Source organism: Anaerocolumna sp. AGMB13020 (genome assembly GCF_033100115.1).
Lineage (GTDB): Bacteria > Bacillota > Clostridia > Lachnospirales > Lachnospiraceae > Anaerocolumna.
Genome location: NZ_CP136910.1, coordinates 1,214,552 through 1,231,372, shown reverse-complemented (window position 1 = coordinate 1,231,372; position 16,821 = coordinate 1,214,552). Strand labels below are relative to the sequence as shown.

At 40.0% G+C, this 16,821-nt stretch carries 5 protein-coding genes; all 5 read left to right on the top strand.

The window, feature by feature from the left end; genetic code table 11:
- Positions 1-287: 287 nt before the first annotated feature.
- Entirely contained in the window at positions 288-1,823 is a 1,536-nt protein-coding gene (locus R2R35_RS04990; RefSeq protein WP_317733401.1) for a leucine-rich repeat domain-containing protein, read from the top strand.
- Positions 1,824-1,971: 148 nt separating this feature from the next.
- Positions 1,972-13,332: a glycine rich domain-containing protein gene (locus tag R2R35_RS04985; RefSeq protein ID WP_317733400.1), complete on the top strand. Its 11,361-nt coding sequence runs from the start codon at positions 1,972-1,974 to the stop codon at positions 13,330-13,332.
- A 510-nt stretch (positions 13,333-13,842) separates the two neighbouring features.
- Complete coding sequence (locus R2R35_RS04980; RefSeq protein WP_317733399.1) at positions 13,843-15,522, top strand: pre-toxin TG domain-containing protein; 1,680 nt, start codon at positions 13,843-13,845, stop codon at positions 15,520-15,522.
- A gap of 23 nt (positions 15,523-15,545) precedes the next feature.
- Positions 15,546-15,998 (top strand): hypothetical protein, encoded by a 453-nt coding sequence (locus tag R2R35_RS04975; RefSeq protein WP_317733398.1) that lies wholly within the window; start codon positions 15,546-15,548, stop codon positions 15,996-15,998.
- A gap of 47 nt (positions 15,999-16,045) precedes the next feature.
- Entirely contained in the window at positions 16,046-16,744 is a 699-nt protein-coding gene (locus R2R35_RS04970) for an endonuclease V (RefSeq protein ID WP_317733397.1), read from the top strand.
- Positions 16,745-16,821 lie beyond the last annotated feature (77 nt).

The following is a 16,821-nucleotide window of genomic DNA, read 5'->3' as shown; positions in this document are numbered from 1 at the left end:
GATTTAGCAGTAAAAGTATTTAATTTAATGGAACAGTTTGGAAATATTGTGTTGATATTTCACATAACGTATTGTATTATTTATTAATAACAGTATTAATTTATTCATAGTGTGAATTAATTAAAAACCAAAGTATAAAGATTTTTAGGGGAGGCCTGCTTAGAGGAAATAGAAAAATTACAGCAAAGGTTATAAGTGTAAAAATATTGAATATTTATACATCCTATAAACAAGAAAATCTAGATATGTTTTTTTAAGATAAAAATAATAGGATAAAGGGGATAAACATGTATAAAAAAATATTGAAATATTTATTAGGAGTAACATGGATTCTTTTTCTCATGTTCCAGTGTTCTTATAAAGTTGTTAATGCCAATTCTGCAAATACTGTAACAGACGCAGAAGGGTTTGTGATTCAAGATGGTTATCTACTGGTTGGTTATGTTGGAACTGCAAAAGATATCGTAATTCCGGACAATGTTAGTTTTATGTTTGAAGCTTGTATGGGATCAACTGATATAGATAGTGTAGTAATACCAAATACTGTAGAAGGAATGGACAAATTCATATTTACACACAGTAAAGTAAAAAAAGTAGTGTTTCAGGAAGGAAGTAAGATTGATAAACTTTCGGATGGAATATTTAGTTCATGTAAGAACTTAAAGGAAGTACAATTACCAAAAAGTCTTAAAATTATTGGAAATGGGGCGTTTGAGGCTGCGGGTATAGTATCTATAGAAATACCTGATGGAGTGACTATAATAGAAGGAGGAGCATTTATAGGTTCGTCTTTAACAAAAATTGCTTTCCCCGATAGTCTTGAAGAAATTTCTTCTTCAGCATTTTTCGAATGTAAACAATTAAAGGATTTACGCTTTCCAAAAAACTTGAAAACAATTGGGGATGGTGCCTTTAGGGCATGTTATAAACTGACTTCCATTGAGCTTCCTGAGAGTATCACTGAAATAGGAGAATATGCTTTTTTTCTGTGTAGTGGTATAAAAACCGTAAAGATAAAAGGAAATATCAAAGAATTGGCAAAAGGAATATTTAGTGGGTGTGAGAGTTTGACGAGTATTACATATCCGGATAGTGTTGAGAAAATAGGGGATTCCGCATTTACAAATACTAGCTTTAAGACGTTACCTATTTCTAAGAACATAAAAACTATTGGTGTTAGTGCTTTTATTGATAATACGGTTACATCCATAAAGATACCGGATGGGGTTGAAACTATCGGAGCATATGCTTTTCAAAATTGCTCAAATCTAAAAACAGTATATATTCCTAAAAGTGTTACTTCCATAGGCAGCAGAGCATTTGGTCTATGCTCGAATCTGGAGAAGTTAACTATTATGAATCCTTTTTGTAAAGTGTTCTCATATCAGAATGATAACATATTCTTTAAAGGCAGCAAAGCTAATATGCTAAAAAAGGTAAAGGTATATGGATATAAAGGATCTGCGACGGCGGAGCTGTGTTCCTTGTATAATATAAAATTCATATCTATTGATAAAACAGAAATGGATTACCCTGAACTTAAAAATGTAAAGGAAACTAAGATTGAAGTAAAGAAAGACAGTTATTCGTTAAAAATGGGAAAAGAATTAAAGATACCATATAAAGTTACAAATGCAAATGGATATAAGGTTAAGGTTACGGGAGGTGTTGAGTATTTTGATGGATTGGGATATGAAGTTGTTAAAGTTGTTAAAATAACTGATGATTATATACTTGTTAAAGGCGGTATATGGCCTGGAAATGTGACAATATCTGTTCGAGTTGGTTTAACATCTAAAACGATTAAAATCAACGTAAAATAATAGTAGTATTGCTAATTGGCTTCTTTGTAAAGAAGCCAATTTTTTTGGTCTTTTATTCAAGAAATTTACAGTAGAAATAAAAATTTTAATCATATTATATACAACAAACAAGAATATAAACAAAATGTAAAGAAAGGAGGCAAACAAAATGTTTTATGATTTACGGAGAATATCTGAAGTACTAAACAAATCAAACAGAAAATTAAGACATAAATTAATTATAGTAGTTGCTCTATCAATTATTAGCCTGGTATTTCTATTACTCATAACAGAAAACCACGCACAATCAAAGTCAGAATCTTATGTACTTGGTAAACAGGGAGGAGCAGTAGTTGCAGGAACAAAAAGTGGTAATGCATCAATTTGGCCGATAACGCATCCTGCATTTATAGTGAGTTTTTATCCGACAAAAATATCAACTGCTAATGCGGATGGTTATAAAAAAACAGTAGATTCTATAAAATCAGTTATACCATATGCTAAATCGGATGCGTTGTGGATATGCTCCAATACATTATCGGAATATCTGGAGGATAAAGGATTTAATACAAAAAAGCAGGTATACAAGGCAAGAAGAAGCAGTTTAAATGGTTCTATGATGTTATACGGAGGTGTCAACGATCCTGAAACGACAAAAAGCATAATTGATTTCGATGCAAGCCACAGAACAAATAAGAATCCTGCTCCTAATGGGGTTTTTTATCAAAATGTACTGGGGTTATATATTAAGAATAACCGCAATTTTGCAGCTCTTTCGAAAGATGCGGATTTTGCGAAATTATTAGAAAATCCTCCTGTTGCAAAGATAGACGAATCGTTAAAGGTATGGTCTTTTATTACAGATACAAATACGCAAGGAACCAGTTCTACAGGATACACTTACACTGTAGATATTAAAAAGAAGATGGAAGAATTTATGAATTATGGTTCCTTTCCAGATAGATTTATAGTCTCTATGTGGAAAGAAGAACGTAAGACAAATTATGATACTAAGGGAATTGATAGTAATGGAAAGTTAAAAGCATATAGCATAACAGTTATAGAAGAATTAGACTTGAGATATCTGGATTTATTAATGACACTAAATGCAATGGCTAATAACCGTACATATTGGCAAAACGGTATAAAAAGTTATATGAAGGATAACAAAGGAGATGCAACTCTATCAATTACCCATAGCATGGTTGCGAGGCTTGAAAGTTTAAGTACAAAAGGCGGTGACGTGGAACCGGCAACTGTATTTGTCTCTAGCAATGACCTTACTCAGACGGCTTATAATGTAAAGAGTGACTATAATTTATCAGATTTAGTTCCGTCTTCTAAAGTTGCAACAATTGCAAATAGTAAAGTCTATAATAAAAGACTAAAAAAGGCAGTTGAATTATCGAAATCAAGTACCTATAAGAATACGGGAATCTATTCCACAGCTATAATTAGCCGTATTTTATCCGAAGAAGTAAGAAAGGTAAAGGATGGTAAGCTGGTTTGGGGTGATTCCTATAATGATGCAGAATTGATAAAACTTCTTAGGTTTCAGGTAGATGAAAATTCCACTCCGTGGTATGGTACCAATTGGGCTTTGGAGCCGCCTATCGCAGGTGCCACTGTTAACTACGGTGTGAAATTACAAACGGATTCAACGGTTTATAATACAAATAATAAGAAAACAGGGGCACTATATGATGAGAATACAAAAAATATTAACCTAAGAAAATATTATGAACTAAAAGATCCAAGCAAATTACCAGATGAGGCTGTGCTTACAGATGATACTGTAAAAGTTCAAGTATTATTAAATGCTCTGAACATTAAAGGTGAGAAACCAGGAGAAGCGTCAAGTATTAAAGAATGGGATACATTTATAAAACAAAATAATATCAGTAATTTTAGAGTTAAAATATTGCTGTACAGAGATAATGACGGTGCTAAGTTTGATACTTTAAGCGATAAAAAATATACTCAGATTCATACAGGGACTAATACCTGGTGTACCTCTAATTCCTGGGTAAAAATAACGGCTGAGGATATGAAGGAATTATTACAAGGAAAAAAGGCCATCAATCAATGGGTTGATACCTCAATTGCTTCTATGTTAGTTAGAGAAGAAGATGGTGAAAAAGCTGTTAAATATGCTGCAAGAGTATATATTCAGTACCAGGCGCAGGATAAGAAATGGTACTATACAACAGGTAAGGCAGACACAGATACAGGGAATCTAGTGATAAGTAGTAAGAATACAACTCTAGCAGAGGTTAGGCAAAGCAATAATGTTTATCATAAATATAAATGGAATCCTCTTACTACTCCTCCTGAATATTTGGACTACCCTTCAGATTCCTGGTCTTCCAGGGAGCCAGCGCTTGCTTATGCAGAGATGAAAGAAGGAACTATTTATAACGAAACCTTTGAGGCAATGGCAGGTGTCCCTTCCACCAGAACCTTATATTTCTCCTCCGGCGGCAATGAGTTTATGGCTGACCTGCAAGTGGACTATGAGCATGATACGACTGCTATCAGAGAATACATCACTCATTACAATGGAACAGAATGCGAATATAAGGAAAATGACAAGTTAATAGGAGGCACAGGTAAATATTCCGAAAATCTGACCTTTGTAGGAGACTCGACAGGTAAAACAATCAGCAAGTCCGTAACAGCTGAATCCTCTCAGATTGCTACACCTGAAGGCAATAATTCCGGTAACATTACTGTAAGCGGTCATACCGGAGAAACCACCTTATGGGCAGAATGGACAGGCAGTATAGACAATGGAACCCAAGAGCCTTCAGATAACGGAAGCTTTGACAAAGGAAAAGCCGGCACACCTTGTGAGGGAAAAGATTATGACGTAGGAAAGCTTAGAACGAAAGCAGACCCTTCCACAGACTGGAAGGTTGATGCTTACAATAATGCATTGAAACAAGCAACAAAATGGGCGACAGATATGGAAGGCACCAACAGCAGCTATACTGTTCAGAAAATTGCCGACAGTGACGGACAGGCCAGACAGTACAAGGTAGGGAATGCCGTCATTACAATTACTTTAACCGGGGGAAGTAATGGATATACCAATACGATCCAAAGAAGCTATGGCGGCGGGACGTATTCTTCCTCCAGTGCTTCAGTAGCTTCCTTAAGTAACAATGACAAAGGGAAATTAGGCAGCGGCTGGGGGTGGAATCCCGGTACATTAGGTTCGGGAAGCGGTTACTCTGATTGCGGACATGGACATTATGCTACTGGATGGCACACAGAACCGAAAGCAGCAGTACAGCCGGATAAGAACGGGAATGGCGGCAGCCCTGCAGTTCCGGGTGTTGAACACTCACATAACTGCGGTAGCTTTAAGGAAGCCAAGGATATTACGCAAGGTGCCTCCGATACCATTAACTATACAATCAAGGTGACTTTCCAAAATGGTACCCTTACCTCAAACAATTCCGATGGGAATGCTGCGGATGTGGCAGCAACTACCAAGACCGGGCTTTCAAGCTTACCGGCACATGCTTTATGCGGACCCTGCTGTGACCATGATCTGCCGGCTATTGAAGATGTTTGGTCTCAGGAGCTTACCTATGATACCATAAAGATAACAAAGAGTAATGTTTACAAGCTTCAGAATGGTTATGTCACTGAGATGTCGGATATCACCTACGATGGAAAAGCTAACATTATTGCCGGCATAACCCAGGGTGACCCGAATATCTTTTATAACATAGCAGCCTATAATAATCCGGCTTATAATAAAGATAACAAATTGACAAATGGCTCACAGATCGGCAGAATCCGATATTCGCTGCAGGAAGCGCAAGGGGATAAGGTATATTATGAAGAAATGTCAAACGGAGAATATAAGAGAACGAATAAATGCGATGGTCTAGGGAAGGTACAGAGCCCTATGAACCCGGCTCCACCGGCCAAGACAGGACATGAACGGGGGTACGCCTCCGGTATATTGTATAGTAACGGCAAGACCGCAGGCTTTGGAACAGCCCCGGCAGTAAACATAACCACAGAAGACTTTGTATCTGACAATACTGCAACAGCTGCAACACCCAAAACTGCATATGGGAATAAACTGGATTCCAGGGATCTTCAAACGGAGGAATGGAAGCGCTTCTACACAAGGCGTACCCAGCAGGTAACAGCTACTGTAATTTCAGATATGCTTATCTTACAGACCTCCAGCGGAGACCAAAGCCCGGTCTATTATGAAGAGAATACCAAAGCCGTGAAAGCCCAGGAAGATTTCAATTCCTTGCAAGCTTCGGGAGATGTTGAAAAGGCTTCTACACAGGAGCAGGTTGATGCGAAATGGAATAAGATGTGGACCAATAACGCCACTACCTTTGCAAAAGCAATAGAGACGGTTATTAATGTAGGATCCTATAACGGAAAATACGATCAGACTTCATCCAAATATAAGGGGACTGGAGATAATGCCATAATAGCTACGAGATTCGACAACGACATATCAGTCTTCGCATCACCCAAGGATGAACTGGGACTGGCTCGTGTAACAAGTAACCAAACCTTTACAAGGCCTGCCTATGGCACTTCTAATATAGCTTCTCCCGGGAAGGCACAGGCACGTATGAACAGAGAAAAAGACTTGCGTCTGTTCATAGATAAGATAAAGCAGGATCCGACAAACAGTAACGAGGAATATATAACCGGTGATTCTTTTGTATTCTATATCCCTGTTCTGAAGTATAAGGTAGTCGGAGATGCTGTAGTAACAGTACCGGAGGATACAGGAGAAAGTAAGAATGTTGGGGAGGGAGAAGAGAACGCCGATGACGGATCTGCCGATGCGGATGAGATACCGGACGCTTTTGAGGAAGAAGAAAGCGATATCTTGGTAGAGGGTGGATATCATTATGGTCCCGGACTGATCTATGAGTCGAAATATTCAGCTTATGATGATAATTCGGACTATAAAGTGAATAACTTTATTGTATTGAATGCAGTCTCTGCACAGGATGCAATGATAGTCAAATCAGGGGTTGAAGATCAGCGTACAGAAGAAGGGATTGTAAAGGATGCCATGGAAACCCTCCAGGCTCTCGAGAAATGCCCGGGTACGCCTGCTCTGTGTGAATACAGAGTTTTGAATTGCAAGTATACCTTGGATACCACAAGCCTTTCCTTTAATTTTGACAAAATAGAAAAAGAAAATGTATTTGATGATGACGCATCTGGGACAACAGATGAATACATAACCAACAATATTGTCAATACAGACGGTGCCCATACGACATATAAGCTGCCTGAAGGGTTCACATTGACATCCAGTGATGAAACATATTCCGGCTTTGGTACGGGGCAGTTTCTGAAAGTGGCAGGAGCAGGCACCAGCCTTAATTTTTCCTATAATGACTGCAAGATTTATATGACACCTGCTTCAAGAGTCAGAGTATCCGCGGATATTTATGTACCGGCAGCAGCGGCATCCAATACCATGCTGTTCTCAATGGGTGGTGTGGGCTTGTATCTTCCGGCAAATACCGGATCCCCTGTATTTATTACAAGTACGGGAGAAAAGCGGACTTCCTCTGCAAATATCCTGGGACGTAAAGTGAAAGTAGTAGCAACCTTTAGTCTCGGGTCCTTGTATGACTGTGAGTTATCCATAGATGGTACAAAAGTCATAGCACAGATCACAACGGGACTGACAGAGGCGCAGATTGACGCCGCTGCTATTGATGAGACCATGAGAGGTGAGGGGCTTAACATTGGATGTTGGGAATATAATACTTCATATGCAACGAATTTCTACACAGATAATATAGTCATTACCAGATGCGGAGGTACTCTGGAGCATACGGCAAGCTGTTATACGACCTATAAAAAGGCGAATCCGGTTTATCAGGATTTGTATAATGGTATTAGCAATAAGTCGAAAGAAGTATCCTCCAAGGTATATAATTATACCGGCAATGTACAAAGCGTAACACTTGAGCCCGGTACTTATATGCTTGAGGCTTTTGGTGCCTCCGGAGGTAATGGCAGATTGACAAATACTGAAACCATAGTTCCGAATTCTGGAGGTAAAGGAGGATATTCATCCGGTACTGTTACTTTTACAAATAAAACTACTCTCTATATAGTAGCGGGAGGCAAAGGCAGTGACCAAACCAGTTTAGACTATCAGGCTTATGGGCAAGGTGGTTATAATGGCGGTGGTAATGGTGGTGCCGATATGGTGGATGGTACGTCACCGGAATCAGGCGCAGGAGGTGGAGGTGCAACTGATATAAGATTATCAGCTCCAAGTCTCTATAGAGATATTATCAGTAGTGTAAATCCCAATATTGGTAAGTTTGCAGATAATTTAAATGCGTCCGGTTCTACCGGAAAAGTGTCTGTTGTAAAGTTGTCTACCGGTGAATCTGCCCTGAAATACACAGCTGGTTCACAGCATCTGGCAGCTAATTTAACGAATGTTTTTGTAGCCGGACATATTTATAAAATTAGTTTTGAAGCATGGACAACCGCTTCCAGTGATGTACTGCATGTAGATGCTCATCCGGATACATTACCTCAAACCGATTTTACAATTTCATCAACAAGAAAGGCCTATACCACAACTTTGAGTTCAAATCTAAATGAAATGAATGGCGCGTACTTCCGGATTTTTGCGAGTGGTGAAATTTTTAGCGGTGATGTATATGTTACTAATATCCGTGTCTATGATACAAATCAAACTGTCAGTACTCCTTTGGATTATGATTCACTGGCTTCCAGAATTTTGGTTGCCGGTGGTGGTGGCGGTGCGATCAGCTATTTAACAAATGGCAGTACAGATGGTTATGGTGGTGACGGTGGTGGTTCTGCTGGAACAACCTTTAATAGTACGGCAAATGAACCCGGTACTCAAAACACAGGTTATACTTTGGGTCAGGGACAAAACGGATTAAATTCATATAATACAACAAATTCTGGAAATTACGCAACTGCCGGAAATGGTGGCGGGTATTATGGAGGGAAAGTTACAGCTGTCCAGGATACGGCAGCAACTGCAGGTTCTGCATCAATCAATACAGGCGGAGCTGGTGGTTCAGGTTATGTAGCTGAGACCTTAACAAATACAATGATGACAACCGGAGTAAATGACGGTAATGGTTATATTAAAATAACTAAAATATCATCCGTAGATTGGGATGGAGTCTTCAATGATGGCTCTTATGGCGTGGTATCCAATTATTCGAAACATGTTCATGATGCGTCCTGCCTGACCATAAGCAGCGAGGGTTATCAAATTGCTTTGGCAGAAGCAAAAGCAGGTGACTGGACTGACCTAAAAAAAGAGCTTGGTACGGTGCTGTTTAATAAGGTTGTTTCAAATTTTGGTATTAATATAAACGCAGGAAATGTTAGTAATAACGTTGATGGTAACACCAGCCGTTCTGCTACCATAGATACAGAAACAGAAAAAGTAACACAAACGCAAACAGTACCTTCTGGCACGGCATATAGTTTCGGGTATACCGGTAGTTATCAAACCTTTACTGCACCTGCTTCAGGTACATATAAACTTGAGGTGTGGGGAGCACAAGGTGGTAGTGGATTAAATACAACAGGCGGAAACGGAGGGTATGCAACAGGCAGTTACTATTTATCAGAAGGCGATCAAGTTTATGTTTCTATTGGTGGTCAAGGGGATAAGCCAACTGCTGGATGGAATGGTGGCGGAGCTGGAGGAATTGATACTGGCGCTGGGCAAACTGGTGGTGGAGGCGGAGGAGCTTCCGATATACGAATTGGAGGATTAAGCTTAACGAACAGAATTATTGTAGCCGGTGGTGGAGCTGGTGGTGGTCGTGACGGTACTAGTGGCAGTGGTGGTGGTGCGAACGGTGTAGCTAGTACAGTAAACAGCAGCGGTTATCCGGGACAGCCTGGTACTCAAACGGCTGGAGGTTCTGCATATATCACATATAGAGGAGCTACCAATGGTACATTAGGACAAGGTGGACAAGGAAGCACTGGTTATAACTCTGCTGGAGGAGGCGGCGGAGGTGGTGGATACTACGGTGGTGGTGGCGGCACCAGTACCCAGGATCACGGCTCTGGCTGGTCCTCTGGAGGAGGAGGCGGTTCAGGATATATTGGCGGGGTCTCCAACGGTAGTATGTCTAATGGTATAAGAAGTGGTAACGGTTATGCTACTATAACTTTACAAAGTGGTGGAACGGTTACTTCCTATGAGACAGTCATCTCAAACAATACCGTACAAAATCCCACGGGAGTGGTAAAAGCAGGACAGACATACACCTACGGTTACACTGGCGGGGTACAGGCTATCACACTACCGGCAGGAACCTATCAGCTGGAAGCCTTTGGTGCCGCCGGCGGTGGTAATACAGCAAGTGGAACCTCCAGAGGTTCCCGTGGCGGTAAAGGCGGATATACCGCAGGAACCGTAACTTTAAAAGAAACCACGACCCTTTATATCTATGTCGGTGAAAAAGGAAATACTGATACCGGTACGGCAGCCGGTGGCTGGAACGGTGGTGGAAATGCTGTCTGGGTTTCCACTACGAAACTCGGCGCCGGCGGTGGTGCCACGGACTTCCGTATAACTGCTGGTAACTGGAATGATCTTAATAGCTTAAAAAGCAGGATATTAGTGGCCGGAGGAGGAGGCGGTTCGGATGATACCGGGGAAGCCTCCGGTGCTTATCATTCCAAACAGCCGGGAACTTACAGTACGCCATTGGCAAATGATAACGATGAAACCGGAGGCGCCGGAGGAGGTATTAATGGCGGCGGTGCAGTAACCAGCGGGTATGAAGCGAATTATGGATACGGTACCCAGACAGGCGGTGGAACTGCCGCAGCCGGAGGTGTTAACGGCGGCTTTGGCTATGGCGGTGCCAATACGAATTCTGCTGCGGATTACGGCGGTGGTGGCGGCGGCTACTATGGCGGTGCTTCCGGTGGAGGAGCTTACCAGGGTGGAGCCGGTGGATCCTCTTATGTATCCGGTTATACCGGCTGTGACACCACTTACCGGGCAAATCAGAAGTATGCAGCCTTTACCAACGTCACACTGCAGCAGGGAGTCAGAGCAGGAAATGGTTATGCCAAAGTTACCGTCCTTGACGTTAAGACAATACCGGAAGATAATGAGCTGTTTAACTTTATTAAGGCAAACATGAATCTGATTCCTGATAAAGTGACCACAGATGGAGTGACCATTGTTAACCCTATCTGGAATTGCAAGACCAGGAACAACACCGGGATAACCTATACGGAACAGACCATCCTGACCTGTACAGAACCCCATCATTCCGGCGGACATTATGACTATGCCAGTGATATATGCTGGGATCCCTGCGGGAAAGATGACAACCATAAGCATACAAAGCTGGAAGTAATCGATGCCAATGGTACCAAAGTACAACAGGCTACTTATATTACCCTTGATAACTTCTTCAAGATCTATTACCCCAATGCAGGAGATTTTATGGGGAATGATTCTTACGGGATACTGCAGCCTTCTGTATACCGGGGAAAAGGTTATAAACAGGGAATGGATACCACAGAATGGACAAGAGAAAAGTATGTGAAGTTTGACTTTGATGTCCTGTATGAAAGAAGGGGCGTCTGGGAAAGTTATGCGGCAGGCAACTGGATCCCTTTAGAAATCATAGATGCCTCTACCACCAGAAAATATGCTCTGACCGGTGGGACCAAGCTTACCATTGACGGCAATACCTATGTGTTCGATCGGGCAAATGGTCTGCTGCAATGCAACGGAGGCAGTACGACCCTGATCGAAGGAAATAATATGGCGGTAATGAACGGGAAAATCTTTGTATGGAACAATGATGGTACGGTAAATGTAAGCGATCCCTGCAAGGAATACAATTTCTACTGTTTGCTGGAAAACAACGAGCATGCCTGCGTGGAGGCCCAGTTTGCCGTAGAGGGTATTAACTACGACGGGCAAAGCACAACGGAGGAGCCTTATACCGGCAATGACAGCTATGAAGAGGAGTATGACATATACTATTATGGCAATACCTATTCCACCAACAAAGACAGATTCAGTGATTTCACCTCTAATCATACGGCGGCTAAAATGGCTTATCTGGATGTAATCGGGCGTATCGGGAATCTGATCGTGGAGGATTCCGATGACATGAGGTTCAGCAATTACTTTAAGAAGTCCATCGCGGAAACCAATGAGGACTGGCTGGTGCAGGGGATAATCTCAAGAGTGGACAGCTCGATCTCAGAGCATTATCTGTCCTGGCACAGAAACACAGCCGGATATCCCCTGGCAGTAGACGTAAGAGGGGAGCAGGTCAGTAAGGAAAAAGGGTATTATAATACCTGGGGTGCACAGGAATGGACCACCAAAGCAGAAAGCAACGGCTTAAGCTTGTCTGCGGATAAGAACTCCAAGTCGATCCTCCAGGCAGAACAGTTAAAGCTAGGTTATAATGTCCTTTTCGATGTCACAACCATGGGAGACTACAACCAATACCTGCAGGTTATTCCTTATTTCTACGCACTGAATAAAACAAGCGGTGAACTGACACCAGTGGATGTATATATCAACAATGACGGCAATACCCAGCCCATAAACTATTTCGGTCTTTATTCGGAATACATGGATGACAGCGGGAACTACAAGGAGGGTTATGATACCTTGGCGGATAAGCTCTATAAATATACCATGTATCTGAACTGGACCGAGGAAGCTACAAGGCGTAACTACACAGCAGGCGGAAAGGAAGCCAGTAATACGGATGCGGTAAGAGATTACTTTATTGAGCCGGTAAGGGACGCAGAAGGAGAGATTACCACCTATAAGTATCTGACGGTTCCCTTTGGAAACTTCTATAACCTGGGTACCCTGCAATGCCTGCAGCCGGGAGTCAGAGCCAGAACGTTTGTCGGCGGCAGCCAGGTATCTGCGATAAAAGAACAGGCATCAAGGCTTGGAATTACCGCCAATGGTATTAACGGAGGGATAGAAACCAACTTAGATGATGAGTTTGTGAGTGAAATGTTCTATCATCAGGCACAGAGATGGCATCTCTCCATCGGAGTTCCCTCCTCTTCGACTTTTGTAGCCTACCGGGAAAAGGGAATCCACCTGGCACCGGAGGACAACTGGTATGTAGCGTCTTATGTTGAAGAGGGTGTGACAAAGACAAAGCAGTTTTCAAAGGCTTTTCTGACTGCAAACGTGGCTGAAAAAGAGTATGATGTAGGCACTGCCTTCCTGATTTCAGGGACAGAGTATACGATTACAAGCGAATATCAGGCAGGGAAGGAATTTAACGATAATGACGATTATGTCATCTTAATGACTGCGGACATCAAAGCAATCGGTGATGAATGGAACCTAAAATACAGTACAGGAAACGATAATGGCTATATAACCGTGGATGGTACGACCTATACCTTTGATGGCACGATTCCCACCTTTATCGCAGCGTATGATACGAAATCCTCCCTGGTAGATATTTCAACCCAGCATACACATTAGAATAGAGACTCCGGAGAAGGGGATATAACACCTACAGTAGATGGCATACAGGATAGTAGCTATTATTAGAGGAATATCTTCTCACTCCGGAGTTTTTATTTATATATAGATGTATTGGGTTTAATACTTAATATAAAAACTATTTAGCTGACAGGTTAAAAAATAGGTTAAAGTGAAAGGTTGAAGGGGAAATTTGAAGTTTTGTCATAACAGAAAATAATTATATGAAGCAATAGATAATAGATTTGAGAACCACATAAATCACTGTTAAAAATTTTTGCATCCCAAAATAAATCACAAGCACTTTAGTTGTTACTAATTTACTTATTTATAGTGAAATAAAACAATAAATAACAACAAATAAGAAAAGGGGGAGATTATATTGGATTTACAATGGTCACATACTCACACTTATATCCGAATTGCTTCTAATGGTGATAAAGCAAATCAGGATTTAGCTCAGCTGAATCTGAACCTATCAATAACTGGGAGCTTCACGGAGGAACTGCCATGGTAAAACAACTGGAAAGAGAAGTAATAGATAAATACACCTGGCTGGAGAGAGCCAATTTGACATCGGGATACGGAGTTAATCTACTTTTTGATTTTGCAGATCTTGATGAACTGTGCAAGGACATTGAAGGAGAACTGGACTCCAAATCCATAGGTGCGGGTTTTCTTTCACAAGGGCAAAGAATCGATGAGTTTGCAGAACATAGATGTTCTTTGTTAACTTATATTAATGATGTGCTATACGACATTGATAGTTACCTGGAGGATCCTCTGTATAAAGGCTTTAACGAAGCGGTGGATCTTATGGCTACCATCGATATGACAAACGGAAAGACGGATAATACCCTGGGAGTTCAGAAAAATGTCACTGTTAATGGGGGAGGAAGAGGGTATGGATTTGAGGTAGAGCTGCCGGAACTCAACCTGGAAGATTTTATAGGAAGCCGCTATGAAGAAACCAGGGGAAATTCTTATGAAAGTAGTACCTATAACCAAAAAGTGGATGACTTTGCAGATTTGTTTGCAAAAGACTATGAAGATTTGGTCAATAGTGGTAAAATAGATTCAGATGAAAAAAGCCTGCAGAAGTATCTGGATGAGCTTATCTTAAGAGAATTCGCTCATAAAAAAGATGCACCTTTTTGGAAGGAATTGTTGGGGCAGTTGAGTGATCTGACCATCGTGATACCCATATACGAAGCGGCAACCGGCAAAACCCTGATTACAGGAGACTATTTAACGAACACAGAAGGAGCTTTTAAACTGGTATCTGCGACAGTAAGCCTGGTGACCTTAGGACAAGGTGCCCTGGCCAGTAAGGGTGGAGTGGCTTTTGCAAAACTGTTTGCAGCAGAAGTCGTGTCAGAAGCTGCAGCAGGTACAACCGTAATTGTATGTGACAAAGCGGGAGTGCCTTCGGCTGTGACCATTTCCTTAACATTATTGTTTGGTACAACAGCAGGTATGGCAGCCAATAAAGCCTTGATGCCGAAGGATTTCAGTAAATGGATGACAAAGGAAGAGGCAAGCCGGTATAATCAGTATTGGTCTGATGTGCAGGGTAGACAAGGGCTTAAAGATTATGATTATTATAGCGTTCTGGAAGATGGATATTATAAGAATCTTACTGTTGCGGGAAACTATAAGAATTTTGATTTTTCTTCTTTTGAAATAAACAGTCAGGAAATAAACCGATTGATGCAGACCTCTGCAAATAAAAAGACCTTGGAGATTCTTGAAAATCAATCAAAGACAGCAGCAGGTCCATGTTTATCGGAAATATATGATCCTTTAACAGGTAAAATTGCATATGGGCAGAATTTTAAAACATCAGCAACAGGTAACATACAATATTACCAGTGGTTAGAGAATGAGGCAGATCCATTGATAAAAAAATTAGTGTCAAAATATGAAACTAAGATTAAAAATGGAGAGATAACCTTATCAGAAACTGCTGACTATAGGTTAGCGGCTCATTCTGAAATTGTTGCTTTAGACGAGATATTAAAGAATAGAAGAGCACTTGGCATACCGGTAAATGAAACATCCTTATCAGAACTATATCTGCAAAATATAGATCTAACAAAAGCATATAAGACAGGTGAAATTGTACCTAAAATAAGGTGTGAGCACTGCAGACATTTAACAGATGGAATCAATATTTTAAATCATAATTAATAAATGCAAATAGGAGGTCTAATATGCAAAAAGTAGATTATAATGAACTTTTTACAGATACAGACGTTAACACTGGAGAAGATATGTTTTTTATGGATGATAGGTTGGAAAAACCATATTCCGGATTAGTTGTAGATTATTTTAAAGGAACACCATCCTGGGAGTTTGAAGTAAAAGAAGGATATAGGACTGGAATAGAAAGAAAGTTTTACGATACAGGGGAGCTAATGGAAGAAAATGAAACAGACCATAATACTATCAATGGCATGGCGAAAGAATTTTATAAAAATGGAAATATTAAAAGTATAAGTATTGTCATACGTAATATATTTATAGATAGTATTTTATATAATGAATCAGGAGAAATAATTAAAAAAACTTCTATAGACGAAAGTAATAGTAGTTTCTTTTTAGTAGAAAAGAAAATTGAAAAATACAGAGAAAAGTATCAAATAGATAATTATATCAAAAATTAAACATGAAATAATTATTTTAACAAATGTAATTTTAAGAGAGAGAGAAAATGTGCAACAAAGAACTAGAGAGCTATTATAACCAAATTCAACTTAACTTATTAAATAAGGTTGTTCTGAAAGATAGTTTTAACAAAGAGGAATTAAATAAAATATCGGGGGTTGATTTAGCTTACTGGAATGAGAACGGCATGGAATATGCTGTTTGTAGCATTGTAACGATCGATTGTAGTTCCAGAGAAATAATTGAAGTAAGATCCCTGTATGATAAAATCAATGTGCCTTATATTCCGGGGTATTTATCATTTCGAGAATTACCATTAATTATTAATACGTATAAATTACTTAATCATAATACAGATTTAATAATTTTCGATGGCAACGGATATTTACATTATAGAAATATGGGGATAGCGACTCATGCCTCCTTTTATCTAAAAAAACCAACTATAGGAGTAGCCAAGAGTTATTTAAAAATAGAAAATACGAACTATATAATGCCTAAAGATGAAGAGGGTGCTTATACTGATATTATTGTAAATGAAAAGATTTACGGAAGAGTACTGAGAACACATACAGGAGTTAAACCTATTTTTGTATCATGTGGAAATTGGATTTCACTTAATACTGCTACAAATATTGTTTTTAGCTTGGTAGATAAGAACAGCAGGCAGCCATTACCTACTCGATTGGCTGACATAGAAACAAAAAAACAAAGAGGATGTATTTTAAAGGCTTTACAGGGCTAGTATTAGGATAAATATTATCAGAGGTGTAGAAGAACTGTAACAGTTATTGGCTTTCTATATAAGGTAATTATATAATA

Bases quoted from the DNA above. Each gene is read 5' to 3' on its own strand.
- R2R35_RS04990 (WP_317733401.1), top strand. From the start codon at position 288: ATGTATAAAAAAATATTGAAATATTTATTAGGAGTAACATGGATTCTT.
- R2R35_RS04985 (WP_317733400.1), top strand. From the start codon at position 1,972: ATGTTTTATGATTTACGGAGAATATCTGAAGTACTAAACAAATCAAAC.
- R2R35_RS04980 (WP_317733399.1), top strand. From the start codon at position 13,843: ATGGTAAAACAACTGGAAAGAGAAGTAATAGATAAATACACCTGGCTG.
- R2R35_RS04975 (WP_317733398.1), top strand. From the start codon at position 15,546: ATGCAAAAAGTAGATTATAATGAACTTTTTACAGATACAGACGTTAAC.
- R2R35_RS04970 (WP_317733397.1), top strand. From the start codon at position 16,046: ATGTGCAACAAAGAACTAGAGAGCTATTATAACCAAATTCAACTTAAC.